The organism is Streptomyces sp. NPDC015131 (assembly GCF_043079975.1).
Lineage (GTDB): Bacteria > Actinomycetota > Actinomycetes > Streptomycetales > Streptomycetaceae > Streptomyces.
The window spans coordinates 1,200,643-1,225,897 of the sequence record NZ_JBIBVB010000001.1 but is presented as its reverse complement, the minus strand read 5'-3'; the positions used below and the strand labels follow the sequence as shown (position 1 = coordinate 1,225,897).

General features: G+C 72.1%; 22 protein-coding genes and 1 pseudogene. 16 read left to right on the top strand and 7 right to left on the bottom strand.

Annotated elements, in window-relative coordinates:
- Positions 1–123 precede the first annotated feature (123 nt).
- A complete protein-coding gene (locus ACF08D_RS05050) occupies positions 124–1,404 on the bottom strand; it encodes a peptidoglycan DD-metalloendopeptidase family protein (protein WP_392221109.1) in 1,281 nt (426 codons plus the stop codon).
- A gap of 241 nt (positions 1,405–1,645) precedes the next feature.
- Between ACF08D_RS05050 and gndA the strand changes: the two genes are divergently transcribed.
- On the top strand, positions 1,646–3,097 hold the full coding sequence (gndA, locus tag ACF08D_RS05045; RefSeq protein WP_392221108.1) for an NADP-dependent phosphogluconate dehydrogenase: 1,452 nt from the start codon (positions 1,646–1,648) through the stop codon (positions 3,095–3,097).
- 643 nt (positions 3,098–3,740) lie between these two features.
- Here gndA and panD read toward each other — a convergent pair.
- The gene (panD, locus tag ACF08D_RS05040; RefSeq protein ID WP_392221107.1) at positions 3,741–4,169 is read right to left on the bottom strand and encodes an aspartate 1-decarboxylase; all 429 of its coding nucleotides are present in this window, start codon (positions 4,167–4,169) and stop codon (positions 3,741–3,743) included.
- A 590-nt stretch (positions 4,170–4,759) separates the two neighbouring features.
- On the opposite strand from panD, the gene ACF08D_RS05035 reads away from it, so the two are divergent.
- Together ACF08D_RS05035 and ACF08D_RS05030 are read left to right on the top strand one after the other, a co-directional pair.
- Positions 4,760–5,011, top strand: a complete 252-nt coding sequence (locus tag ACF08D_RS05035) for a helix-turn-helix domain-containing protein (protein ID WP_392221217.1) — start codon at positions 4,760–4,762, stop codon at positions 5,009–5,011.
- Between the two features lie 559 nt (positions 5,012–5,570).
- Complete coding sequence (locus ACF08D_RS05030; RefSeq protein WP_392221106.1) at positions 5,571–6,380, top strand: PEP-utilizing enzyme; 810 nt, start codon at positions 5,571–5,573, stop codon at positions 6,378–6,380.
- A gap of 65 nt (positions 6,381–6,445) precedes the next feature.
- Here the strand turns inward: ACF08D_RS05030 and ACF08D_RS05025 are convergent, their stop codons facing one another.
- A complete protein-coding gene (locus ACF08D_RS05025) occupies positions 6,446–6,766 on the bottom strand; it encodes a hypothetical protein (protein WP_392221105.1) in 321 nt (106 codons plus the stop codon).
- Between the two features lie 318 nt (positions 6,767–7,084).
- Here ACF08D_RS05025 and ACF08D_RS05020 point away from each other — a divergent pair, with 318 nt between their 5' ends.
- The 3 genes and pseudogenes from ACF08D_RS05020 to ACF08D_RS05010 all read left to right on the top strand — a co-directional run.
- Positions 7,085–11,410 carry a DNRLRE domain-containing protein gene (locus tag ACF08D_RS05020; RefSeq protein WP_392221104.1) on the top strand — a complete coding sequence of 1,442 codons (4,326 nt, stop codon included), beginning with the start codon at positions 7,085–7,087 and terminating at the stop codon, positions 11,408–11,410.
- Positions 11,411–11,448: 38 nt separating this feature from the next.
- Entirely contained in the window at positions 11,449–11,847 is a 399-nt protein-coding gene (locus ACF08D_RS05015) for a hypothetical protein (protein ID WP_392221103.1), read from the top strand.
- 280 nt (positions 11,848–12,127) lie between these two features.
- Positions 12,128–12,687, top strand: a pseudogene (locus tag ACF08D_RS05010) (IS5 family transposase); the annotation flags it as partial.
- 63 nt (positions 12,688–12,750) lie between these two features.
- On the opposite strand, the gene ACF08D_RS05005 reads toward ACF08D_RS05010, so the two are convergent.
- Positions 12,751–14,940, bottom strand: a complete 2,190-nt coding sequence (locus ACF08D_RS05005; RefSeq protein ID WP_392221102.1) for a heavy metal translocating P-type ATPase — start codon at positions 14,938–14,940, stop codon at positions 12,751–12,753.
- A gap of 2 nt (positions 14,941–14,942) precedes the next feature.
- Positions 14,943–15,260, bottom strand: a complete 318-nt coding sequence (locus ACF08D_RS05000; RefSeq protein ID WP_392221101.1) for a DUF1490 family protein — start codon at positions 15,258–15,260, stop codon at positions 14,943–14,945.
- Between the two features lie 242 nt (positions 15,261–15,502).
- Between ACF08D_RS05000 and ACF08D_RS04995 the strand changes: the two genes are divergently transcribed.
- Positions 15,503–16,699, top strand: a complete 1,197-nt coding sequence (locus ACF08D_RS04995; RefSeq protein WP_392221100.1) for a GTP-binding protein — start codon at positions 15,503–15,505, stop codon at positions 16,697–16,699.
- A gap of 195 nt (positions 16,700–16,894) precedes the next feature.
- On the opposite strand, the gene rpsN is transcribed toward ACF08D_RS04995, so the two are convergent.
- Both rpsN and rpmB read right to left on the bottom strand, forming a co-directional pair.
- On the bottom strand, positions 16,895–17,200 hold the full coding sequence (gene rpsN / locus ACF08D_RS04990) for a 30S ribosomal protein S14 (RefSeq protein ID WP_392221099.1): 306 nt from the start codon (positions 17,198–17,200) through the stop codon (positions 16,895–16,897).
- Positions 17,200–17,436 (bottom strand): 50S ribosomal protein L28, encoded by a 237-nt coding sequence (gene rpmB, locus ACF08D_RS04985; protein WP_392221098.1) that lies wholly within the window; start codon positions 17,434–17,436, stop codon positions 17,200–17,202. Before rpmB ends, rpsN begins: the two co-directional genes overlap by 1 nt.
- A 65-nt stretch (positions 17,437–17,501) precedes the next feature.
- On the opposite strand from rpmB, the gene rpmG reads away from it, so the two are divergent.
- From rpmG to ACF08D_RS04940, 9 genes are all read left to right on the top strand, one after another.
- The gene (rpmG, locus tag ACF08D_RS04980) at positions 17,502–17,666 is read left to right on the top strand and encodes a 50S ribosomal protein L33 (RefSeq protein ID WP_030214552.1); all 165 of its coding nucleotides are present in this window, start codon (positions 17,502–17,504) and stop codon (positions 17,664–17,666) included.
- 30 nt (positions 17,667–17,696) lie between these two features.
- Complete coding sequence (locus tag ACF08D_RS04975) at positions 17,697–17,945, top strand: type B 50S ribosomal protein L31 (protein ID WP_392221097.1); 249 nt, start codon at positions 17,697–17,699, stop codon at positions 17,943–17,945.
- Positions 17,942–19,084, top strand: coding sequence for a CobW family GTP-binding protein (locus ACF08D_RS04970; protein WP_392221096.1), 1,143 nt, complete (start codon positions 17,942–17,944; stop codon positions 19,082–19,084). The genes ACF08D_RS04975 and ACF08D_RS04970 overlap by 4 nt, the downstream gene beginning before the upstream one ends.
- A gap of 30 nt (positions 19,085–19,114) precedes the next feature.
- Positions 19,115–19,351 carry a 30S ribosomal protein S18 gene (gene rpsR / locus ACF08D_RS04965; RefSeq protein WP_392221095.1) on the top strand — a complete coding sequence of 79 codons (237 nt, stop codon included), beginning with the start codon at positions 19,115–19,117 and terminating at the stop codon, positions 19,349–19,351.
- Between the two features lie 221 nt (positions 19,352–19,572).
- Positions 19,573–20,523 (top strand): 3-oxoacyl-ACP synthase, encoded by a 951-nt coding sequence (locus ACF08D_RS04960; protein ID WP_392221216.1) that lies wholly within the window; start codon positions 19,573–19,575, stop codon positions 20,521–20,523.
- Entirely contained in the window at positions 20,520–20,966 is a 447-nt protein-coding gene (locus tag ACF08D_RS04955; protein ID WP_392221094.1) for an acyl carrier protein, read from the top strand. The genes ACF08D_RS04960 and ACF08D_RS04955 overlap by 4 nt, the downstream gene beginning before the upstream one ends.
- Entirely contained in the window at positions 20,950–22,155 is a 1,206-nt protein-coding gene (locus ACF08D_RS04950; RefSeq protein WP_392221093.1) for an acyl-CoA dehydrogenase family protein, read from the top strand. The genes ACF08D_RS04955 and ACF08D_RS04950 overlap by 17 nt, the downstream gene beginning before the upstream one ends.
- Complete coding sequence (locus ACF08D_RS04945; RefSeq protein ID WP_392221092.1) at positions 22,152–23,204, top strand: HAD-IIIC family phosphatase; 1,053 nt, start codon at positions 22,152–22,154, stop codon at positions 23,202–23,204. Before ACF08D_RS04950 ends, ACF08D_RS04945 begins: the two co-directional genes overlap by 4 nt.
- Positions 23,201–25,228: an amino acid adenylation domain-containing protein gene (locus tag ACF08D_RS04940; RefSeq protein WP_392221091.1), complete on the top strand. Its 2,028-nt coding sequence runs from the start codon at positions 23,201–23,203 to the stop codon at positions 25,226–25,228. Before ACF08D_RS04945 ends, ACF08D_RS04940 begins: the two co-directional genes overlap by 4 nt.
- Positions 25,229–25,255 lie beyond the last annotated feature (27 nt).

Genomic DNA, 25,255 nt, shown 5'->3' with positions numbered 1-25,255 from the left:
CAGCGGGGGCACCGGCCGCCAAACGCCGGCGGCGCCGCCCGTGGGGGCGGCGCCGCGGAGGGCGTGACGGCAGGGGTGGCGGATGGGCGGCGGGTGACGGCGGGGTGCGCCGTCGTGGCCGGGTCAGAGCCGGACGCCGCCGGCCCGGAGGTAGGCGAGGGGGTCGATGTCGGAGCCGTAGCCGGGCCCGGTCCGCACCTCGAAGTGCAGGTGGGGCCCGGTGCTGTTGCCGGTCGACCCGGAGCGGGCGATCCGCTGGCCGCCGGTGACCCGCTGGCCCTCGCGGACGGTGAGCGCGGAGAGGTGGGCGTACTGGCTGTACTTGCCGTCCTCGTGCCGGATGACGACCTGGTACCCGTACGACCCGCCCCAGCCGGCGGAGACGACCCGGCCGGACGCCACCGCCTTGACGGAGGTGCCGGTGGGGACGGCGAAGTCGACGCCGGTGTGATAGCCGCTGGCCCAGGACGAACCGGCCTTGCGGTAGGCGGTGCTGGGGCCGGCGTCCACGGGGGCGCTGAAGCCGGCGGTACGGGGCCTGGGCGCGGCGGGCGCGGGCTTGGCCCGGGACGGCTTGGCGGCGGCGGGCCTGGGTGCCGGTGTGGCGGCGGGCTTCGCCGCGGGCCTGGCCGGGGGCTTGGCCGCGGGGCGCTGCGGGGCGGCGGTGGGCGGCTTGGTGGTGGTGTGGGGTCTCGCGGCGGTGGTGCGCAGGGCCAGCTTCTGGCCCGGCATGATCAGGTCGGGGTCGCTGCCGATGACCGTGCGGTTGTCCGCGTACAGCCGCTCCCAGCCGCCCCTGACCCGTTCGGCCTCGGCGATGCCGGAGAGGGAGTCGCCGCGGGCCACGGTGTAGCTCTCGCGCTTGCCCGGGACGGTGGTCGGGGTGGCGGGCGGTGTGGCGGTCCGGGGCGTGTCCTGCGCCTTCGCTGTCCGGGGCGTGTCCTGCGCCTTCGGTGTCCGGGGCGCGGGGGCCTGCGGGGCCTGGCGGGCCCGGGTCGCCTGCGGGGCGATGTCGGGGGCGTCGCCGCCGCGCGTGAGGCCCGCCCTCACCGAGCAGGTGGGCCACGCCTGCGGCCCCTGCCCCTTGAGGACCCGCTCGGCGACGGCGATCTGCTGGTCCTTGGTGGCGAGGTCGGCGCGCGGCGCGTAGCGCGTACCGCCGTACGCCTCCCAGGTCGACTGGGTGAACTGGAGGCCGCCGTAGTAGCCGTTGCCGCTGTTGATCTTCCAGTCGTTGGTGGACTCGCAGGCCGCGACCTTCTCCCAGACGTCCACCGAGGCCGCGTGGCCCGCGCCCGCTCCTATCAGGGGCAGGGCGATTCCGGCGCCGCTCGCCGTGACGGTGAGCGACGCGCGGTTGATCCGGCTCGGCTGGTACCGGCGGTGTCGTCCGCGTACGGCCATGGGTGGTCCCCCCTTGCACACGTCAGCAGCGGCCCAAGCTAGAGGCAGTCGACGCTCCGTGACAAGGGGGTGCGGTGTGCGTCAAAGGGCCGCCGGGGGGCGCGTGTTGGGCGTGTTGCCGGCGCGCGGCGCGCCCCCGGCGGCGTCGTCCGTGGTGAACGCCCTGGTCGCACGGTGCGTATGGACGCGTACGCACGCTTCCCCATCGCAGGTGGCCCGCCACCGGAATCGAGGAGCACGGATGAGTGGCACTGCGCAGATCGGCGTCACCGGGCTCGCGGTCATGGGCCGCAACCTGGCGCGCAACTTCGCCCGCAACGGCCTGACGGTGGCGGTGCACAACCGGTCCTTCGCCAGGACGGAGGCGCTGGCCGGGGAGTTCGGGCACGAGGGCACGTTCGTCCCCGCGCGCGACGCCCGGGAGTTCACGGCCGCCCTGGAGCGCCCGCGCCGCCTGGTGGTGATGGTGAAGGCGGGCGATCCGACGGACGCGGTGATCGAGGAGTTCGCGCCGCTGCTGGACCCGGGTGACGTCATCATCGACGGCGGCAACGCCCACTTCGCCGACACCCGGCGCCGGGAGCGCGAACTGCGCGCGCGGGGCGTCCACTTCGTGGGCGCGGGGATCTCGGGCGGCGAGGAGGGCGCGCTGCACGGCCCGAGCATCATGCCGGGCGGGCCGGCCGCGTCGTACGCCTCCCTCGGCCCGCTGCTGGAACGGATCGCCGCCCGGGCCCCGGACGGCACCCCATGCGTGGCGCACATCGGCCCGGACGGCGCCGGCCACTTCGTGAAGATGGTGCACAACGGCATCGAGTACGCCGACATGCAGCTGATCGCCGAGGCGTACCACCTGCTGCGCGAGGTGGCGGGCTACTCCCCCGCGCGGATCGCCGAGACCTTCCGGGAGTGGAACGCGGGGCGGCTGCACTCGTATCTGATCGGCATCACCGCCGAGGTGCTGGCGCACCGGGACGCGGCGACGGGGCGGCCGTTCGTGGACGTGGTGGCCGACCGGGCGGAGCAGAAGGGCACCGGGCGGTGGACGGTGCAGTCGGCGCTGGGGCTGGGGGTGCCGGTGCCGGGCATCGCCGAGGCGGTCTTCGCCCGCTCGCTGTCGGGTCACGCGGGGTTGCGGGAGGCGTCGCGCGGCCTGCCGGGGCCGGCGGCGGTGCCGATGGAGGCGGGTCAGGCCGCGCGTTTCGCGCAGCGGGTGGAACAGGCGCTCTACGCCTCGAAGATCGTCTCGTACGCGCAGGGCTTCCACCAGATCCGGGCGGGCAGCGAGGCGTACGGGTGGGGGGTGGACCTGGCGGTGGTGGCGTCGCTGTGGCGGGCGGGCTGCATCATCCGGGCGGCGTTCCTGGACCGGATCCGGGGCGCCTACACCGCGGACCCGGACCTGGAGAGCCTGCCGGCGGACCGGGGCTTCGCGGAGGAGCTGGGCGTGGCCCAGGACGACTGGCGCACGGTGGTCGCCGCGGCGGCGCGGCGCGGGGTCCCGGCGCCCGGCTTCGCGGCGGCGCTCGCCCACTACGACGCGCTGCGCGCCCCCCGGCTCCCGGCGGCGCTCACCCAGGCGCAGCGGGACTTCTTCGGGGCGCACACCTACCGGCGCACGGACCGGGAGGGCTCGTTCCACACCCTCTGGGGCGGCGACCGCTCGGAGATCCCGGAGCGGGGCGCGGGGTGAGGGGGCTCCTGGCCGGCCCGGGGGGCGCGCGCCGGGCAGGGCGCGCCTGGGCGGGGCGCACCTGGGCGGTTGCTGGGGCTGGGGGCGTGTGCCGGGCGTTAGGGGCGGCGGGGGCGGGGCGCGCGGGGTGGTGCGCCGGACGCGAGGCGCGCGCCGGGCGGGCGTGGAGCCGGGCGGGCGCGGGGATGGTCCGCGCCCGCCCGGTGGCTCTGCCCGGGGAGCCGTACGTGTGGCTAGGCCGGGCGGCCGCTGCCCCCGGGGGGCTCAGCTCGCGGGGCCCGGCTCCGGCTCGGGTCCGGGGACCGGCTCGGGACCGGGCGGCTTGGGCACCGGGTCGGGGGCCGGTCCGGGCGGCGGCGGCCCGGGGTGCGGGGGCGGCGTCGGAGTGGGCACCGGGCCGGGCGCGGGGCCCGGTTCGGGGCCGGGCGGACCGGGCTGTGGGACGGGCGTCGGCGGCACCGGGTCCGGCGGGCCCGGTGTCGGCGTCGGCGTCGGCGCGGGCGGTACGGGGTCGGGAGGATACGGGTTCGGGCTGGTCATGGCGCGCTCCCTCGGGTTGGCCGGGTGCCTTCCAGGCTCTCGCGCTGCGCGTTCCCCCGCGCGACGGGATCACTCATCGGGACGACACGCGCCCGGCACCCGCTCAGCCGCGTGCCGCGCGCACCGCCTGCGGGCTGCGCTCCGTCCCGCTCCCGGGCACCGGCTCCGACGGGTCGGCGCCCAGCTCCACGATCCGGTTGTCCGCGTCCACGTGCACGACCCGCGGCACCAGCGACCGCGCCTCGGCGTCGTCCACCTGCGCGTAACTGATCAGGATGACCAGGTCCCCGGGGTGCACCAGGTGCGCGGCGGCGCCGTTGATCCCGATGACCCCGGACCCCCGCTCGCCCTCGATGACGTACGTCTCCAGCCGGGCCCCGTTGTCGATGTCGACGATGTGCACGAGCTCACCGGGCAGCAGATCGGCGGCGTCCATCAGATCGGCGTCCACGGTGACCGACCCGACGTAATGGAGATCCGCCTGGGTCACGGTGGCACGGTGGATCTTGGACTTGAACATTGTACGCATCATCGAGGTACTCCTGGACATAGGCTCCCTGCCTGCGTTTTTGCAGGTCAAGGGCGGTTTCCCTACCTTACAACGAGTCGCATGTTCGGTCAGCTTTCACCAGGTTTTTTTTGAGGACTGATGCTGACCAATTGCTGACTTTTCTGACGCACCATCAGGTGACTGCAGGAGAACTTTGCCAACCCTCCTGGACCCACCGCGACGACTACACAAACCTAGCCAGCAGCCTCCGAACGGTGTCCGTGATCACCGTCACTCTGGCGGCCTGGGACTAGGAGCGAGGGCGGCCGCAAGGGATCCGGGGTGCGCACGCCAGGGGTCAGTCGGCCCAGGCCCCTACCTATCCCCTTCAGGGATAGGTAGGGGCCCAAGGTTCAACAGGAATCCGATGGGCCGAAGCGGCGCCGCAACATAGCCGCGGATCGCCGGTTAGCCAAACCGGCGATTCTCATGACCATGGCTCCAGCTCGTCCGGTGACTCCTGGCGGTGGCACAGGGCGGGCATCAAGGACGTTAGGAATTCGGTCAGAGCAGAGCGCGAGTTGATGCCGCGATCAGGATCCGGCCAGCCTCAAGGAGCCATCTTGCCCACCGTGGAACCGCAGTCGCACTCCGACGAGACCCGCACCAATAACAACTCGCCGGGCAGGCGCCGCAGCGTCGAGCCCGTCCTTATGGACACTTCCGAGGTCGCCACGATGCTCAACATGTCCACGAGCTGGGTCTATAAGGAGGCGTCGAAATTGGGCTTGAAGGGCTACAAGCTCGGCCGAGGCAGGAACGCCAAAGTCTTGTACAAGAGGGCCGAGCTCTTCAAGTGGCTGGAGCAGCAGAAGATCCATTAACGCATAGGCTCCGCGAGGTCGACGAGGTTCGCTCAGCTGCGCCAGCATCTATCGGCCACCGCTGACCGCCCCTCGCCGCGTCACCTGGCGCCTGAGCCCCTGCCCGATTCGGGTAAGAGGTGTCCTCGCGGAGGTGGCGCATCGGCCGTGATGTTCACGTCGATGCGCCGCGGTGCGTACGACCCGGCTCAAGGATGGCGACGCACTCCACGCGATGCGTCATCGGAAGGATCTCGGACTGATCGAGTGCCGGAAAAGGCCACGTCAGATGCGATTTTCCGGCTCGCTTACCCGCGTACGGTCGCCCAATGCGTCAAACGAGCGTCACGACCGACACAGTCCCTCCCACTCAAGATGACGTCGGTGGCGTCCTCCAGACGCAGCGCGTCAGCACGTGCCCCGCCCAACCACAAGATCAGCGTCACCATCAGCCGCCGTGGGAGCCGCGCGTTCTCGGGCAGACGCCCCTCACCTGGTAGATAGCGGTTGCACGACCTGCTACGCCGTGAAGCGAGCCGAGCGCCCGGGTCTGAGCCCAGGCCGGCACCGGAACGCGACTATGCCCGCTTCCGACTCAAAGGATCTCAGAAATCGCAAAACTACTGCACACTCACCATTTGGCGGGCATCATCTAGGGACCGTGACGCGTCCAGGAACCAGGCACGCGCGGTTCGAGGAAGGGGGGCAGGGTGCCCTCGGCCATGATGCGTGCCGCCCGCCTTTAGCCACGCATGAGACGACGCCGGTGCTGCGCGCGGCAGCCGGCCGGGCCTTGGCTCCGACGGGGGCGGTGCCGGTTTGTTCCGGCATCGGTGTCGCGCCCGACTGCGCGAGCGGGGTGCTGTGCACGACCCCCGCCGAGTGCGCTTCCGCGGTGAGCATGGGCACCCCTTACGTGTACGCCCGCCCGGTGACCCACGCATCCGACATGCCTGCCGCGGCGAACGCCGCAGCTCTGCTCACCGCCGGCGGAGGTACGACGAGCCACGCTGCGGTGCTCGCCCGGACCTGGGAGAAGCCCAGCGTGGTGGGCGCCGGATTCACCCTGGGCAACGGGAGGCTGAACCTCCCGGACGGCGACGTCCTGCCCTCCGGCGAGTGGGTCACTGTCTGCGCGACGACCGGAACGGTGTGGCGGGGGCGGCTGGACCGGCACGAGGACGAGCGTGCGCTCGACCTCGTACGCAAGTTGAGCGAGGCAGCCGAGACCTTGACCGCACTTCCCGGACCGGCGGTGTACCCCAATGCCGACACCCTCGCGGAGACAGAGCGCTGCACGGCGCTCGGCGCGACGGGCGTGGGCGTGGCCCGCTCCGAGCACATGTTCTTCGGCGCGGACGAACTTCCACAGCTGCGCATCGCCCTGTGACCGCTCCCTCCTGCCGTTACCTTCATGCTGCGCCCGGAGACGAACCGGGGCCCGGCCTTGCGGATTCAAGGGGCCGGAGCAGTGCCGGAGAGGAAGAAGCTCATGAAGCGCGCGGCTGTCACTGCGCCCAGCAGGCAGACATGGTCGGCTTCCCGTTCGATCACCGCGATCAGCGGGCTGGGTGTGGGGGCCACCAGCGCCGCGACTTCCATCGGCAGCGCGTCCGGCCCGACGTTCGGCGGCGGAAACTGACCGGCCGCGAGAACGGCACGGGCCTCGGCCAGGTCGGCGCCGCGCTGAGCGGCAGGAAGGGCGGCGAGGCCGTCGCACAAGCTCAACACTCGGGTGCACTGGGTCCACGGCACGCGGGGGCGCATGTCAGACACGAAGAGCTTCAATCCTTCTCGAGAGCGGGCATGTTGGCCGCGTGCCGCGAGAACTGCACCCGTTTCCGCGAGAACACTTGCCGCCCAGGCGGCACTGCCGTGTCTCGCCGGCCCGCGGTATCGACTGCGTGCCCGGGCTGCGGCGGCTGCGGCCATGTGATCCTCGGGGGTTTCAGCACGGGTGCGACCACTGCGCGCGGAGTCTCACCTTCCTCTCGGATGTGAAGCATACGTCGAGGCGCCTACACCGCATGGTTACACTTGCGCCCGGTTTTTAAGAATCTTTTAAGGGGAGGGGTCTTCTTGCAGGGCATACGTATGTCCAGATTCAGACGGTCTGTCGTCGCCTCGTTGGTGTTTTCAGGGCTCTTTGCCGTCGACGTGGCGGCGCCAAGTGTCGCTCTTTCTGCCAGCATCGCAGCCGCCGTCGTCGACCGCCCGACAGGAACGCCGCAGGCCAGGGGCGATATCACTTCAGCGCTGCTCCGGGCCCGGCTGGAGGGCAAGCGTGTCGAGGTCACGGACGCCCGGACTGAGACCCGCACGCTGTGGGCAAACCCGGCGGGCACATTGACGGAGGAACAGGCCGCAGGCCCGGTGCGTTTCCGCGCTGACGACGGGGCGTGGACCCCCGTGGACATCAGGCTCACGAAGGCCGCAAACGGAGCTGTGGTGTCTAGGTCCCATCCGCTCGATCTCACGCTCGGGGGGTCCACGCCGGTACGGGCGGATGCTACGGCCGCCCGCCGGCTCCGCATCTCGGCTCCGGTCCCTGCTGCTGCACCGCTGGTGTCGCTCACCTCGCCCGAAGGCGAGCACGTTGAGCTGGGCTGGCGGGGCGCCTTGCCTGAGCCGCGCATTGACGGCACCCGGGCGACGTATCCCGGCGCTCTGCCGCACGCCGACCTCGTTGTCTCAGCTACCCGCACCGGTTTTGAGCAGTTCCTCGTACTTAACTCGCCCTCGGCCGTAAAGGGGGCGGGTGCCCTCAGGATGACGCTCACCGCGAGGGGCCTGACGGCCAAATCCGCCGCGGACGGCGGTGTTACCTTCACCGACACGCGCTCCGGCAAGCAGGCGGGCACCCTTCCCGCACCTGTGATGTGGGATGCGCGCACCGACGCACGCTCCGGTGACAACCCCCACCGCGCCCCCGTGGCGATGTCCGTGGCCCAGCAGGGTGACCAGATCGACCTGACTCTTACTCCGGACGCAAAATTCCTGGCGGACCCGGCCACACAATTTCCCGTCACCGTCGACCCGGCGGTTGGTCTGCTGACAACCTTCACCACCTTTGTTCAGGAGGGGTACACCACCGACCAGTCCACCGCCACCGAACTGAAGCTCGGGAACAACGGCTCCGACCAGGTCGCCCGCTCCTTCCTCCGCTTCGATACCCGTGCGGTGAAAGGCAAGGACATCAAGTCCGCCACGCTGAAACTGTGGAACTACCACTCCTGGTCCTGCGAGACACGTGACTGGGAGGTATGGGACACCAGCACTCCCAGCACCGCCAGTCGCTGGACCGCGCAGCCCTCCTGGAACCGCAAGTGGGCGACCTCCACACAGACCGCAGGAGGCTCCGGCTGCGCGGACGGCTGGGTAAGTGCTGACATCACCACACTGACCCGCGCCTGGGCCGGCAACACCTACGACCAGAACACCTTGGGCATCCGTGCCACCGACGAGACGGACCCCTACGCATGGAAGCGGTTCAACTCGCGCAACGCGGCGTCCAATGTCCCCGTCCTGTCCGTGACATACAACAACCCGCCCCCTGCACCGACGTCAGCAGTGCTCTCACCGTCCTCGTACAACCCCTTCAACAAGCGGACCTACGCCACCTCGGTGACTCCCACCTTCTCAGCGAAGGTGGCCGATCCCGACGGCGGCACCGTACGGGCCCAGTTCGAGGTCACCCCCGACCCGGCCTTTAACGACGCCGGCACCTACAACTGGAGCGGCACCAGTAGCGCTGTCTCCTCCGGCTCCACCGCCATGCTGACGCTTCCGGCGGACAAGAAGCTCGGTGCGTTCGGTTACCGGGTCCGCTCGCGCACCCACGACGGCTCCGCATACGGTCCCTGGAGCGGGTACACCCCCTTCCGGGTGAACACGGGCAGGCCGGCCGCACCGCAGATTGACTGCACCGGCATCCCGCGCGACGCGTGGACCGAAACCAGCGGTGAGATCGCCTGCACCTTCACCACGGCGTCCACTGACGGTCGTGGCTTCCTGTGGGGGCTGGACGACCCCAATACCCCACAGCAGGTGAACGACCCTGCTGGCACCGGCGGCAAACCGCAGACCGTCAAAATCACTCCCGCCAAGGGGTGGCACACCCTGCACGCACGTACCATCGACTCTGCAGGCCTTCTCTCCGGCGTCACCGCCTACCAGTTCGGCATCGGCCCCAAGCCCGCCGTGCTGCCCGTGCCGGACGTTCCCAGTGCACTGCAGGAAGGCGCTGAGGACACCCCCACGCCGATGCTGTCCGGGGTACTGACCTCCGGCAACCGCCCTTACCTGCGCGGCGAGTTCGCCCTGTTCGACGCTTCCGGTTCGCCCCTGGCCGGCGTGCAACTGCCTCCGGCCTTCGAGGAGAACGGCGCACGGGTCGCCACGATGATCCCCGAGGGCACTCTCGTCCCCGGGCGCGTCTACCAGTGGGCGATGCGCGCCTGCGGTGACACGGCCTGCTCAACATGGACACCCAACCGCACGTTCACCGCCAAGACCCCGGCCACTGCGCCGGCCCCCCAGGTTCGCACCGTCAACATCAGCGGCCCCGCCCTCCAGGACGCCACCGCACCCGTCGGGGCCACAGACTGCGGCGACACCCCGTGCGCGGCCGTCGAGGACGGAACCCTGCGCGTCGGTACCCCCGGCGGAGCGGCTTGGCGCACCTGGCTCAAGGCCGACTTGTCGGCAGTACCGCACGGCGCCCGAATCACCGATGCACGGCTCAAGCTGCACCGCGCCGACTGCGGGACCGACGGCGACGCCACCTGCACCGAACCTGCCGCCACCCTGCGAGACCTTGCCGAGGCGTGGGCCCCCTCTCTTGGCGGCCAAGTACTCGCCACAGCTGCGAGCGAGGAGCCGCTGCTGGCCGAGGACGAGCTGCCGGCTGAGCTCGGCGACCTGAATCTGGGGTCACTCGTCGCAGACTGGGTGAGTGGGACCGACAACTACGGCCTGAGCCTCCAGCTCGGCGACGAGAAGACTGCGGCGCCTGGTGTGGTCTACCACTCCTCACGTGCCACCGACCCTGCGCTGCGTCCGGTGCTGACGGTGTCCTACGTCCCGGCGAAGGCTCCAGGCGTTCCGCAGAACGTCAAGGCCGTCCCGGCCCACAGTGGGCTGCTGGCCACCTGGAATCCGCCGGCCGACCCCGGCGCCGCCACAGACACCCTTACGTACACCGTGGTCGTAACCCGCGACGGCACCGAAGTCGCCCGAACGACCACACCGGGAACCCGTGCCGTTTTCACCGGTCTCACCAACGGTGCGGACCACAACGTGAGCGTCACCGCAGGCTCGGCACACGGCACGTCCGCAACGGCGGTGTCCGCTGTGTTTCAGCCTGTGGCTGTCGCCGGACCGGACCGTTACACCGAGGCCGTGCGGGACTACTTCGCCGCACGAGCCGGAGTCCTGAAGGGCACGTACACCACGAGCGAGCAGGCCGTCGCGAGCAGTCCGCACGGTGCCATGTTCCGGCACATGCTGGAGCAGCAGCTGCCCGAACTCAACGACCGCCGTGACGCATACACCCGTCACGGGCGCCGCTTCACGGAGATCACCACCACGTTCAACGACGTGCTGACCGGGCCCGGACCTGACGGCACCGTGGTGGTGCGCGGCACCGTTGTCGAACGCAGCGTGCTGACCAGCATGGACGGTACTCAGGAGCCGGAGGAGGGGGAGCTGCCCGGCCGTTTCCTCTTCGCGAACGGCGCTCTGCGCGTCGAGGCCGATGACGCCGCAGTGGAGGTCACCCTTCCTGCAACGGACGATGCCGCACAGGCCGCTAGCGTAGCTCCGCCCGCGGAAACCAGTGTCGAGGAGATCGGCGACGGCGAGGAAGCCCTGCCTATCGAGCTCGACGCCGACGGCATGCTCGCCGATGATCCCGCAGCTGCTACTGCTGCAGGGGTCGCGATGCGTGCTGCCCCCAATGCGAGCGGCACGGCGAGCTGGGCTAAGCGTAACGCTGGCATCGCTTGGGATTACGACACCGACTGCGCCAACTTCGTGTCCAAAGCGCTGCACTGGGGCGGCAAAATGCAGCAGCGCAAGGGCGGCCGCAAGAACCCCTCGCGCTGGTTCCGCAACAGCATCGGCTGGTGGCGCGTGGACAGCTACACATGGGCCGCTGCGGCAAACCTGCGTCAGCACCTGAAGAACTACCGGGGTGGCCGTGAGATCTCACGCTACGATGCCCGGCCGGGCGACGTGATATTCGGCTACTACACGTCCTCCAAGAGGTGGAACCACACCGGCGTAGTCACCGCGGCCAAGGGAGGCAACATCAGCATCACCCAGCACGGCCGGAAGTCCCACACCACCCTCAACCAGTGGTTCAAGGGCAACAAGCACCTCAGCGCCATCAGCATCATCCGGCCCGGGAGGCGCAGTTGAGACGGGCGGGCCGATCGGTGGGGCTGACCGGAGCACTCGTGCTCCTGCTCAGCGGCTGCGATGCCTTGTCCACCGACAAGACTCCCGATCGCATAGAAGACGGCACCGCCGAACTCGATCTGACCGTCATGGGCCGCCCCACCCCCGGCAGCCTCGCCACCATCGAGCACGTCCTGGCCCGCCTCAAGGACCGCGACGCCAATGGCCTGGCCGAGGTGGCCGACGAGGACAGCGGCACCAAAGAGCAAGCGAAGCGCTGGGTGGCCCGCTGGAGTGACGCCGCTCAGCGCCCTGCCCTAGCGTCCTTCACCCTGGGTGAACACGAAGCAACCGTCGACGTCCGCTTCAACGGCGAACGCTCCCCGATGTCGCTCCTGCTCACCCCTGCTGATGCGGAGACCCCCTACGATGACGATTTCGTAGTCGTTCTCCGCTGATCACGCCGTGATCGGATAACCCGATCGCAAGAGGCCCCCGGCGCGCCGGGGGCCTCTTCCGTTGCGAATGACTGCTGCCCCCCAGCAGATCCAAAGAGGTCTGCACCCTTTGGTCGCACCTCTGTGCCCTCCGGCATATGCAGCCTCAGCCAGGCACGCAGCTTCCCGCACACCGGGGCGCTGCCAACGTGGTGTACGGCATGGCGCGGGCTGCGTCCGCAATCACTGCGGCATCCTAGGCAGTGTCTTCAAATGATCACCGCTGGTGGATCATGGTGTCGTGATACGTCGCCATGAACTGTCAGATGCCGAGTGGGGGTTCGTCCGGCCGCTGCTGCCCGAGTCGCCGCGGGGGCGGAAGCGGCTGGACGACCGCCGGGTCCTGAACGGGATCGTGTGGAAGTTCCGGACCGGGACGGCCTGGCGAGACGTGCCCGAGCGGTATGGCCCGTGGGCCACACTGCACACTCGTTTCCGCAGGTGGGCTGCGGACGGAACGTTCGACCGGATGCTGCAGGCCGCGCAGGCGAAGGCGGACGCGGCGGGCGACATCGAGTGGCTCGCCTCGGTCGACTCCACGGTCGTGCGAGCTCACCAGCACGCGGCGGGAGCCCGAAAAGGGGGCTCCGCGACCCGGCGCTCGGACGGTCCAGAGGTGGTTTGACCAGCAAGATTCACCTGGCCTGTGACGGCCGGGGCCGTCCGCTCGGCTTCGTCGTCACGGGCGGCAACACCAACGACTGCACCCGGTTCACCGCCGTGATGGAAGCGATCCGGGTGCCCCGGATCGGACCGGGACGGCCTCGCGTCCGGCCCGATCACGTCTTGGGCGACAATGCCGGCCTCCCCGGTAGGCGAACCAGGCCCGCGACGGGGGCGCGGGTAGCGGGCTCCGCGTGCCGGTCAGCGTACGCGGCGGTCTTCCAGTGGGGCTGCCGTGACCTCGTTGTCCGTTGTGCGGGGCAGGTGGGGGGTGTGGCTGACCAGGCGGGCCGAGTTGGCGACGACCGCGATGCTGCTGGTGTTGTGCAGCAGGGCCGCGACGACGGGGTTGATGGATCCGCCGGCTCCGGCGAGGAGTCCGGCCAGGTTGACGCCGATGGCCAGGGCGTAGTTCTGGCGGACCACGCGCAGGGTGTGGCGGCTGAGTTCGACGACGGCCGCGACCTGGCGCAGGTCGTTGCCCGCGAGGGCGATGTCGGCGGTCTCCAGGGCGACGTGGGAGGAGTGCTCCCCCATGCTGATGCCCACGTCGGCGAGGGCCAGGGCCGGTGCGTCATTGGTGCCGTCGCCGACCATGGCGACGGTGTGGCCCTCCGCCTGGAGGTCGCGGATGAGCTGGAGCTTGCCCTCCGGCAGGGCGTGCGCGTGGACCTCGGTGATGCCGAGGGTGTCCGCGACGACCTGTGCGGTCTCGGGGGCGTCGCCGGTGAGCAGGATCAGCCGGGACACACCGAGGTCGCGGAGCTGCCGGACGACGGTGCCCGCTCCGGCGCGTACGGCGTCCGACACGCCGAGGATGCCGATCAGGTTCTCGTCCTGGGCGATGCAGATGACCGTCTCGCCGCCGGAGCGCAGCCTGTGGGTCCAGTCCCGGGCCTCGTCGTCGAGGCCGACGCCGTGCCGGCGCAGGAGGGCGGGGCTGCCCACCAGCAGCCGGGTGCCGTCGAGTTCGGCGCGCATGCCCATGCCGAGGACGACCCGGCACGCCTGGTGGATGGGGACGTGGAGGTGCTGCCGCTCGGTGTGGGCGACGATCGCCTGGGCCAGCGGGTGCCGGGCGTGGAGCTCGCCGGAGGCGGCCAGGCTCAGGACCTCGTCGGCAGTGAACCGGTCGCTGAGGGTGACCACGCTGGTGACCAAGGGCTTGCCGAAGGTGAGGGTTCCGGTCTTGTCGAACACCACGGCCGTGACGCGGCCGATGCCTTCCAGGTGGGTGCCGCCCTTGATGAGGGTGCCGCGCCGTGCGCCGTTGCCGATGGCCGCGCTGATCGCGGTGGGTGTGGCGAGTCCGGCGGCGCACGGGCAGGCGATCAGCAGCATGGTCATGGCGCGGCGGGGGTCCCTCGTGACGGCGTACGTGAGCGCGGCGAGCCCGAACGAGACCGGCACGAAGCGACGGGTGAAGCGGCCGGCCACGGTCTGGATCGGCGCCCGGTCGGACTGGGCCTCCTCGACACGGGTGATGATGCGTCCGACGGTGGTGTCCCGCCCGACCTCTTGCGCGCGGACGGTGAGCGAACCGGAGGTGACGATCGTCCCGGCGTAGACGTGGCTGCCCTCCTGGGCGTAGACGGGGAGGGCTTCGCCGGTGATGGCCGCCTGGTCCACCAGGGCCTCCCCGGAGAGGACGTGTCCGTCGACCGGGATGCGGTGGTGCTCGTACACGGCGACGACGTCGCCCTGCGCCACCTCGTCGAGGGCGATCGGGGTCTCGGTGCCGTCCTCGCGTACGACCAGGACACTCTGCTCACCGATCGTCAGCAGTTCCTCGATGGCGCGCCGGGTGCGGCGGAGGGTGAGGGTCTGGAGGAACTCGCCGATGTTCAGCAGCCACAGCACGGTGAGCGCGACCACGTTCTCGCGCAGCACCAGGGAGATCAGGGTGGCCGCGCTGACCAGGGTGTCCGTGCCCGGGGCGGCACGGCCGCGGAGTGAGCGCAGGGCACCCCGGAAGAAGGGGAGCCCCGTGAACAGGACGGTGAGCACACCGCCCGCACCGGACGAGCCGAAGCGGAAGAGGGGCCTGGCCAGCAGCCGGCGTACGGCGACGAGAGCCAGCACGGCGCCTCCGACGGCCAGCCGCGCCACCTCGCCGGTGGACGAGTCGGGTCCGGAGCGGGTGGGCCGGGCGGGCGCGGTCGGGGGCGGCGCCTCTTCGAGCGCGGCGACCAGGCGGCCGGTGTCGAGGTCGTCGGGGGCCATCCAGATGATGACGCTGCCGGTGCGGGGGAAGACGCGGAGGGCGCGGAAGCCGCCGAGGCCGGCCAGCCGGTCGTCGACCAGCCCCGCGCTGGCGGGTTGGGCCCGCAGCCACGGTACGGTCAGCCGGACCCGGCCGGTGGCGACCGACCGTACTGTCACCTCGGACATGATCAGTGCTCGTGTCCGTGGTCGTGCTCGGGGCCCTCGACCGTGACGGCGGACGGGGGCGGTGCCTCCTCGCCCAGGCTCGTGCGGGCCTCCGCGAGCAGGTCGCCGGCCTTCAGCCGCGCTTCCTCGGCGGCCGAGGTGAGCCAGCGCCCTGCGACGATCCCGCCCGCGATGCCGCCGACGGCCGCCTTGCGCACCGCCGGCGTGCCGTCCGGCAGCCGCTTGGAGAGTCCCTTGATGATCAGGCCGCCCACCACTCCGGAGACCGCGTAGTGGGTCAGCCGGCCGGCTGCGGTACCGGCGACTGTCAGGGGATTCATTGAGCCGCTCCTTCCGGATCGGCGTCGGGCTCCGCCGGGCGGCGGAGGCCCCGGCTCCTCGGGAACCGGGCGGCTGGGCACGCTGTCGGCAGCGCGGTGGCGCTCCGGCCCTCACCGTCAGTCTGCGCCCCCGGGGTGCGCTCCGGCGAGTCGGCCGGGACGACCGGAACACCCCCCACATCGTCATGAAACTCGTTTTCATGTAGCGTCTGGCGCGCCCGTCCACCCTTCCGGAGGTCCCCATGGCCGTGTCGTCCCACCTCCCCGAGCCGCGCCTCCCCGTCACCGTCCTGTCGGGGTTCCTGGGCGCCGGCAAGACCACGCTGCTCAATCACGTCCTCACCAACCGCGAGGGCCTGCGCGTCGCCGTCATCGTCAACGACATGAGCGAGGTCAACATCGACGCCGCCCTGGTACGCGGCGGCCGGGCCGCGCTGTCGCGGACCGAGGAACGCCTGGTCGAGATGACCAACGGATGCATCTGCTGCACCCTGCGCGACGACCTGCTCGAGGAGGTCGACCGGCTGGCGCGCGAGGGACGCTTCGACTACCTCCTCATCGAGTCCTCCGGCATTTCCGAGCCCATGCCGGTCGCCGCCACCTTCGCCTTCCCCCGCGACGACGGCGCCACCCTCGGCGACCTGGCCCGCCTCGACACCATGGTCACGGTCGTGGACGCCGCCAACTTCCTGCCCGAGCTCGCGGCCGGGGACGAGCTGACCGAACGGGGGCTCGACCAGTACGAGGACGACGAACGGACCGTCAGCGACCTGCTGATGGACCAGGTCGAGTTCGCCGACGTCATCGTGCTCAACAAGCTCGACCTCGTCGACCCGGCGACCGCCGGCCACCTCCGCGCGACCCTCGCCCGCCTCAACCCCGCCGCCCGCGTCGTGCCGGCCGTCCGGGGCCGCGTACCGGCCGGCGAGGTCCTGGGCACCGCACGCTTCGACCTGGAACGGGCCCAGCAGGCACCGGGCTGGGTCAGGGAACTCAACGGCGACCACGTCCCCGAGACCGAGGAGTACGGCATTTCGTCCACCGTCTTCCGCTCCGAGGCGCCCTTCCACCCCGGGCGTCTGTGGACGTTCGTAACGGAGACGCTGGACAGCGGCGCCCACGGGCACGTCCTCCGCTCCAAGGGCTTCTTCACCCTGGCCAGCCGCCCCCGGGTGACGGGGCTGTGGTCGCAGGCCGGCTCCGTGGCACGCTTCGAACCCACCGCCGCACGCGACACCGAGGCTCCGCACGCCCAGGAACTCGTCTTCATCGGCACCCGCCTGAACACGGAGGCGCTGCGAGCCGCCCTGGCCGATTGCCTGATGGGGCCGGACGAGCCCTTGCCCGCCACCGACCCCTTCCCCGACTGGGACACCTACGGTCTCGACGACAGCTGCACGCACGAGCACCAGCCCCTGACCGGCGCGACGGGCCACTGAGACTCCGGGCCGGACGGTGGTCGCAGCCACGGCACCGTCCGGCCCGGAACACACCGCGCACCGGCCGACATGATCGGCCGGTGCGCCGCTGTCGTTCAGGCCGCATCCATGACGGCGCGGCCGGCAGGAGTACGCCGCCGGCCGTGACCCCGCCGGGTCACGGCCGGCAGGCCCGCCCCCGGGCGAGCGGCGCCGCTACCAGGACGACTTGGTCACTCCGGGCAGGAAGCCGGCGTGCGCCTGTTCCCGCATGCGCACCCGGGAGAGGCCGAACCTCCTCAGGTGGCCTCGCGGGCGGCCGTCCACGCTGTCCCGGTTGCGTACGCGGGTGGCGCTCGCGTTGCGGGGCTGGCGGCGCAACTCCTCGACCGCCGAACGGCGTTCGGCGTCGGTGGAGGACGGCCGGCGGATGATCTCCTTCAGCTCGGCCCGGCGGGCCGCGTACCGCTCGACGATCGCCTTGCGCTTCTCGTTCTGTGCGATCTTGCTCTTCTTGGCCATCAGACCTTCACTCCCCGGGCGCGGATACGGGCCACGGCGGCCTCGACGCCGATGCTGTCGACCGTCTTGATCGCCTTCGTGCTCAGCGTCAGCCGGACGTGCCGGCCCTCGCTGGGCAGCCAGTAGCGCTTGCGCTGGATGTTGGGGTCGAAACGGCGCGAGGTGCGCCGGTGCGAGTGGGAGATGGTGTTGCCGAATCCCGGCTGGGCGCCGGTCAGTTGGCAGTGGGCGGACAAGGTCGTACCTGCCTCTCGTGGATCGGGGTTTTGGTAATGATAACCATTCCCATATAGTAGCGCTCATGGCACGCAACGAGGTACGCCCGATCATCAAGCTCCGCTCCACCGCCGGAACCGGCTACACCTACGTCACCCGCAAGAACCGCCGCAACGACCCCGACCGCATGGTCCTGCGCAAGTACGACCCCCTCGTCCGGCGCCACGTCGACTTCCGCGAAGAGCGCTGACCCAGCCCCCTCCCACCCGAAGGACACCCCATGAAGCCCGGAATCCACCCCGCGTACGGTCCCGTCGTCTTCCGCGACCGGGCCGCGAACCACGCGTTCCTCACCCGCTCCACCATGACCAGCGACAAGACCGTCGAATGGGAGGACGGCAACACCTACCCCGTCGTCGACGTCGAGATCTCCGACGTCAGCCACCCCTTCTACACCGGAACCGCCCGCGTCCTGGACACCGCCGGACGCGTCGAGCGCTTCGAACGCCGCTACGGAGGCCGCAAGTGACGCTGCCCGTCGTCATCGTCGCCGGGCTCCACTCCGACGCCCGCCGCACCGCCGTGGACCACCTCCTGCGCACCGTCCCCGGCAGCATCGCCCTCCACCACGACCTGTCCACGGCGGCCGAAGGGACCGTCCTGCGCCAGGTGCGGGACGCCTCGGGCGAGCTGTCCCGCGGCGACACCCCGCTGGTCAACGACTGCGCGTGCTGCGCACTGCGCGAGGACCTGGTCCCCGAGCTGGAGCGGCTGGCCGACGACCGTGTGACCCGGCTCGCCGTGGTCGAACTGTGGGACTCCGTCGAGCCCAGGGGCATGGCCGAGGTCGTCGCCCACCACGCCGCCGACACCGTCCGGCTCACCAACGTGATCACGGCGATCGACCCGGCTCTGGTACTGCCGTACCTCGGCAACGGCGACGACCTCGCCGATGCCGGCCTCGCGGCCGCCGCCACCGACCGGCGCACGGTCGGCGACACCTGGGCCAGGCAGCTGGAGTACGCCCCCGTCCTCGCCCTCGCGGAGAGTGAGGACGCCGACGACGAGGATCGCGCGCTCCTCGCCCAGCTGCACCCCACCGCCCGTCACGTGCCCGCCGAATCGCCGGAACTGGCGCGCCTGGCGTTCGCCGGCTTCGACACCGACGCCGCCACGGCGGCCCAGCACCCGGCCTGCGCCCTGCTCCCCCAGGACGCCGACGACGCCGGTGTCGCCACCCTCGTCTGGCGCCGGCACCGCCCCTTCCACCCCGAACGCCTCTACCAGGCCCTGGAAGACCTCTGCTGCGCCGCCGCCCGCAGCCGCGGACGGTTCTGGCTCGCCGACCGGCCCGACACCCTGCTCGCCTGGGACGCCGCCGGCGGAGCCCTCTGCGTGGAGAGCACCGGACCCTGGCTCGCCTCACTGCCCGACGCCGCCTGGGAGATGGTCCCGCCCGTGCGCCGCGCCGCCGCCGCACTGGACTGGCACCCCGAGCACGGCGACCGCTGCCAGCACCTCGTCTTCACCTCCCCCGGCCTCGACCGCCACGGCCTGGAAGAGCTCCTGGAGTCCTGCCTGCTCACCGATACCGAGTACGCCGCGGGGCCCGAAGCCTGGAAGCACCTCCCGGCCGCGTTCGACTCCCTCCTCGACCCCGTCTCCTGACCGACCGACGACACCCAAGGACACCGACCCATGGCACGCCGCCACGACCCCCGCAAGCCCCTGAAGTCCCGCCCCAACCCCCTCGACGCCGCCGGCATCACGTACATCGACTACAAGGACACCGACCTGCTGCGGAAGTTCATCTCCGACCGCGGCAAGATCCGCAGCCGCCGCGTCACCCGCATCACCGCCCAGCAGCAACGGCAGCTCGCCACCGCGATCAAGAACGCCCGCGAGATGGCGCTCCTGCCCTACGCCAGCCGCTGACCCGGGGGCCGCGCCCCGTACGCCGTCGCCCCGCACGCCGTCGCCCCGGCACCGTCAGCCGGCCGTCAGTCCGGTGTCAGCCGCCCTCGCGAGGATGCGGGACGTACGTCCTGCGGAGACGAGCCGGAGCGAGCCGGAGACGAGGGGGCACAACGACCGTGTCAGCACAGGCCCTCCAGCACGGTGGCGCGCCCCTCGCCGTTCGCGGCGCCGCCTGGTACCTGCCCGGGAGCGAGCTGCCGATCAGCGGCGTACGGACGCTGGACGAGGCCGAGCGGGCCACCCGTGACGGGCTGGGCATCGACACGGTCCGGGCCGACGACGGGTTGTGCGCCGTCACCCTGGCGGAACGCGCCGCGCGCCGGGCGCTCCGGGAGGCGGGGAGGGACGCCCGGGACCTGGGCGCGCTGGTGGTGGTGGAGTCCCGGGTGCAGGAGACCTTCCTCAGCTCCGAGGCCACCCGGCTCCAGCAGCGGCTCGGCGCCGACGCGGCCCTCACGTTCTCGGTGGGCGGCCTCGGCTGTGTGTCGATCACCCCGGCCCTGCTGACGGCCCGCGGACTGCTGGCCGCGGACCCGTCCCTGCGCGAGGTGCTCGTCGTGCACGGCAGCAAACCGGCCGCCGCCCTCCGCTACCGCCACCCCGTCACGGTGAACGGCGACGGCGGGCAGGCGCTGCTGCTCTCCCGCGACGGCGGGACGCGGATCCTCGACATCGCGCAGGTCACCAACGGGCGGTACTGGGACCTCTTCCACGTCGACTACCGGGACCGCCCCACCGCGCAGTGGCGCGAGGAGTGCACGGAGCCCCGCACCTACTCGTTCCGGCTGGCGATGGAGACCCGCAACCGCCTCGCCACGCTGCTGGACGACCTGCTGCGGCGCAACGGCCTCGCACGGGGAGACATCGCCGGGTTCGTCAGCCAGAACCTGTCCTCCGGGGGCTTCACCTTCCTAGAAGAGTCCCTGGACATCGCGCTGCTGCCGGCCTGCCGGGACAACCTCCGCCGGTACGGGCACCTCGGTCCCAACGACATCTTCCTCAATCTCCGCACCGCACTCGATCGCGGGGAACTCGCCCCCGGCGGCCTGGCGGTCCTGATCAACGTGAGCCCGGTGGCCGCCTGGAGTCTGCTGCTGGTCGAGGCGGGCTCCCCGGAGGGGACGGTATGAACGACATCACCTCGCAGGTCACCGACTTCCTGAGCGCTGCGCTCCGGCGCCCGGTGGAACCGGACGACGACTACTTCGCCCAGGGCCTGGCCGACTCGCTGTTCGCCCTGGAGCTGGTGACCTTCGTCGAGCACCGGTTCGCCCTCACCATCGAGGTCGAGGACCTGGACCTGGACAGCTTCCGGACCGCCCACCGCATCACGGAGTTCGTCCGGCGCAAGACCGGATCGCCCGAGGCCGCCGGCGCAGAAGGGGCTGCGGGGGCACAAGATGCCACGGGGGCAGAAGGGGCTGTCGGCGCAGAAGGGGCTGCGGGCGCAGAAGAGGCCGCGGGGGCAGAAAGGGCCGCGAGGACGGAGGTTGCCACCGGCGCAGAAGAGGCCGCGAGGACGGAGGCCGGGGAGACGCGCGAGGCCGGAGAGGCACATGCCGAGGGCCTCTGAACACCTCCCCGGCGGCGCGGCAGAGGCGCCGTCGTCCGTGGACCTGGAGCGGGCCGCGGCGGAGCTGGCCGGGCACGCCCGCGCCCACGCCGCCCGGTGGGACCAGGACGGCGGACTGCCCGCCTCGGTACGCAAGGAGGTCGCCGCGTCGGGGCTGCTCGCCGCCGACCTGCCCGGGCGGTACGGGGGCGCCGGGCTCTCGCCGCTCGCGCTCGGGGAGATCACCGCCCGGATCGGGGCCGAGTGCGGCGCCCTGCGCGGCCTGCTGACCGTCCAGGGCATGGTCGCGGCGGCACTGCTGCGCTGGGGCACCGGCGCCCAGCGCGCCGAGTGGCTCCCCGCACTGGCGGCCGGCGAGCTGGTCGCCGGTTTCGCGGCGACCGAGGAGGGCGCCGGAAGCGCGCTGGGCGCGATGGAGGCCCGTATCGAGGCACCGAATCCCCGGGAGCTGGTGGTGAGCGGGCGCAAGAGGTGGGTCACCTTCGGGGCGGTCGCCGATGTGTTCCTGGTCCTCGGACTGTACGAGGGGAGACCGGCCGCCGTGCTGGTGGACGCGGACCGCGCGAGCGTCCGGCGGGAGCCGGTGAACGGCCAGCTCGGGATGCGGGGCGCCCTGATCGCCCACCTCGCACTCGACCGGGTGCGGGTCCCCCGGGACCGGCTCGTCGCCCCTCCCGGCCTGGGCATCTCGCACGTCGCCGGCACCGCGCTCGACCACGGCCGGTTCACGGTGGCGTGGGGCTGCGTGGGCATGGCCGAGGCGTGCGTCGAGGACGCCGCCGGGCACGCCGCGGTACGCCGGCAGGGCGGCGGCGTCCTCGGGGACCACCCCTCGGTGCGCTCCCTGCTGGCCCGGGCGGCGGTGGACGCCGCCGGGGCCCGGCAGCTCGCGCGGGTCGCCGCGGAGGCACGGGCGGCGGGGCCGGGGCACGGGCTGCCGGAGACGCTGATGGCCAAGTACGCGGCGGCGTCCGCCGCGGCGGCGGTCAGCAGAGCCGCCGTACAGGTGCTCGGCTCGGCCGGCTGCGCACCCGACAGCAGGGCGGGCCGTCACTTCCGGGATGCCAAGGTCATGGAGATCATCGAAGGAGCGCAGGAAGTGACCGAACAGCACATCGCCGAGCGGCTGTTACGCCTCCACACGGACACGGCGCACGGCACCACCCCGTCCACCGGAGGCCCGGCGTGACGGCGGCGGCGGGCGCGCCCACCGTCAAGTGCCTGGTGTGGGACCTGGACGACACCCTGTGGGACGGGGTGGTGCTGGAGGGTGACGATCCGGTCCCGTTCCCCGCCGCGCTGGAGACGCTGGCCGAGCTGGACCGTCGCGGCATCCTGCACGCCGCCGCCAGCCGGGGCGAGCAGGCCGTCACACAACGGCATCTGACGCTCCATCGGCTTACCGACTGGTTCTGTGCCACCGAGGTTGGCTGGGGCGCGAAGTCGGCGGCGGTGCGGCGGATCGCCAAGGCACTCAACATCGGTCTCGACACTGTGGCGTTCGTCGACAACGACCCGGTGGAGCGGGCGGAGGTGGCGAGCGACCTCCCGATGGTCCGCTGCTACCCGGCGGGCGAGGTCGGCCGGCTGCCGGGACACCCGGACTTCCGGCCCGGGCACATCAGCCCGGAGGCCGCCGGGCGGCGCAAGCTGTACCAGGCGGAGTGGCGACGGCGGCAGGCGGAGGAGGAGTGCGCCGGGGGACGGCAGGCGTTCCTCGACTCGCTCGGGCTGGTCATGGAGCTGCGGCCGGCGGGCGAGGCGGACCTGGTACGGGCGAGCGAGCTGACCGTCCGTACGCACCAGCTCAACAGCACCGGGCTCACCTACGACATCGGCGAGCTGCGCCGGCTGTCCGCGGCACCCGACCACGAGGTGCTGGTGGCCACGCTCCGCGACCGGTTCGGCGACTACGGGATCATCGGCCTGGCCGTCACCGAGCTCACCGGCGGCGGGGACGCGGTTCTGCGGCTGATGCTGATGTCCTGTCGCGTCGCCTCGCGCGGCGCGGGAAGCGTGCTGCTGCACCATCTGGTCCAGCGGGCCCTGGCGGCCGGCCGCCGCCCGGTCGCGCACTTCATCCCCACCGAGACCAACCGGAACATGCTGGTCACGATGCGCTTCGCCGGCTACGAGGCGACCGTGACCGGGAAGGACCGCCTCGTGCTCGCCGTGGACCCCGAGCGACCGCTGCCCAAGGCCCCCGGCCACACGCGCGTGATCGGCGGTGCGGCGTGAACGGCACCGGCGGCGAGGCCGCGACCGCCCGGCGTACCAGCGTCATCGGGGACACCGGGGGCACCGGGGAGGCCGGCGGGTTCGGCTCCGCGCGGCCGCCGCGGGGCGCGCGCCCCGTGTGGGACGCCTTCCGCGGCCAGGTGGCCCGGGTGCCCGAGGCGACCGCGCTCGTCATCGGCGGGGCCTCGCTGACGTACCGCGAACTCGACCACGCGTCGGCCGGTCTCGCACACGTGCTGCGGCGGCACGGGCTGCGGCCGGGCAGGGTCCTGTGCGTACGGACCCGGCAGAGCGCCCTGTCGGTCGTCGCCATGCTCGCCGCGCTGCGCACCGGCGCCGCCTGGGCGGTCCTGGAGCCGGACCTGCCCGTCGGGAGGTTCGAGGCGCTGTGCCGGGACACCGACTGCGCGGTGGTGCTGAGCGAGGGCGCCGACGCCGTGCCCGCCGCCACGCTCGGGGCGCTGCCCGACCCGCCGGCCGTCGTGGACGCGGCGGACCTCCCGCTTCCGCTGCTCCTGGCGGCGGGCCGGGACCCGCTCCCCGACCCGGACCCGCCGGTCCCGGAGCAGAGCCCGGCCTACATCGCCTACACGTCCGGCTCCACCGGTGTGCCCAAGGGCGTGGTGGTGGGCCGGGAGCAGTTCGCGGCGTCCATCGGCTGCCGGGGGCCGGTGTACGGCGAGGAGACCTCCGTCTTCCTGATCGCGCTGCGGCTGTCGTTCGACGGGATCCTCGGCGGGATGTTCTGGTCGCTGACGGGCGGGCACACCCTGGTGCTGCCCGACGCCCGGCAGCTCCTCCAGCCGGCGGAGTTCACCCGGCTGGCCCGGGAGCACCGGGTCACCCACCTGTTCAACATCCCCTCGTACTACCGGGCGGTGCTCCAGGATCCCGGCGGGCTGCCGGACACCCTGCGGCGGGTGGTCGTGGGCGGCGAGGCGTGCACGCCCCGGCTGGTGGCCGCGCACCGCGAACGGCTGCCGGGCGTCCCGCTCGTCAACGAGTACGGGCCGACCGAGACGACCATCACCTGCACGGTGGAGACCGATCCGGACCCGGCCGGGGAGCGCGTCGCCATCGGGCGGCCCTGGCCTGGCACCCGGACGCTGGTCCTGGACGAGCGGCTGCGGGAGGTCCCGGCCGGGGAGCGCGGCGAGCTGTACGTCGGCGGCTCCCTGGTGGCCCTCGGCTACGCCAACCAGCCCGCCCGTACAGCCGAGCGGTTCGTCGCGGACCCGTACGGGCCGCCCGGCGGGCGCCTCTACCGCACCGGGGACATCGCCAGTACCGACGAGCGGGGCGCGCTGCACTACCACGGCCGGGCGGACGACCAGGTCAAGGTGCGGGGGGCGAGGATCGAGCCGGGCGAGGTCGAGAGCGTGCTGGAGCGGCATCCCGGTGTGGAGCAGGCCGTGGTGCTCTGCGCACACCCGGGTGAGGGAGCCGGTGCGGCGGACGGCGAGGTGGTGGACGGTGCGGCCGGGCCGCAGGTCGTCGCCTTCGTCCTGCCGGCGCCCGGCGGCGGCCCGCCGGACACCTCGGAGCTGCGCGCCCACTGCCGGGACCGGCTGATGGAGCAGGCCATTCCGGCCCTGTTCGTGACGGTCGGCCGCATGCCGCTCGACCGCAGCACCAAGGTCGACCGGGCCGCGCTCCGGGCGATGATCCCGGCCGCCGGCCGGCGGGCACCGGACGGAAGCGCCCCGGGCCCGGCCGAAAGCACCGGGCACAGGGAGCCGGGCGGTGGCCGGGACGGGCTCCGGCTCGCCGTCGGCCGGATCTGGGCGGAGGTCCTCGGGCACTCCGCGTCCGGTCCGGACGACAACTTCTTCGCTGTCGGCGGGAGTTCGCTCAAGGTCGTCGACCTGCACGACCGGCTGGAGAAGCGGTGGCCCGGGGCGCTGCGGGTGGGCGAGCTGTTCGACCACCTCACCATCGCCGACCAGGCGCGGCTCGTCGCCGACCGTCTCGGCGGGCCCGCGCCGGGCCCCTCCCCCGCCCCGCCGGCCAGCTACGAGCTGTGACGACGAGCTGCGACGACGAGCTGCGAC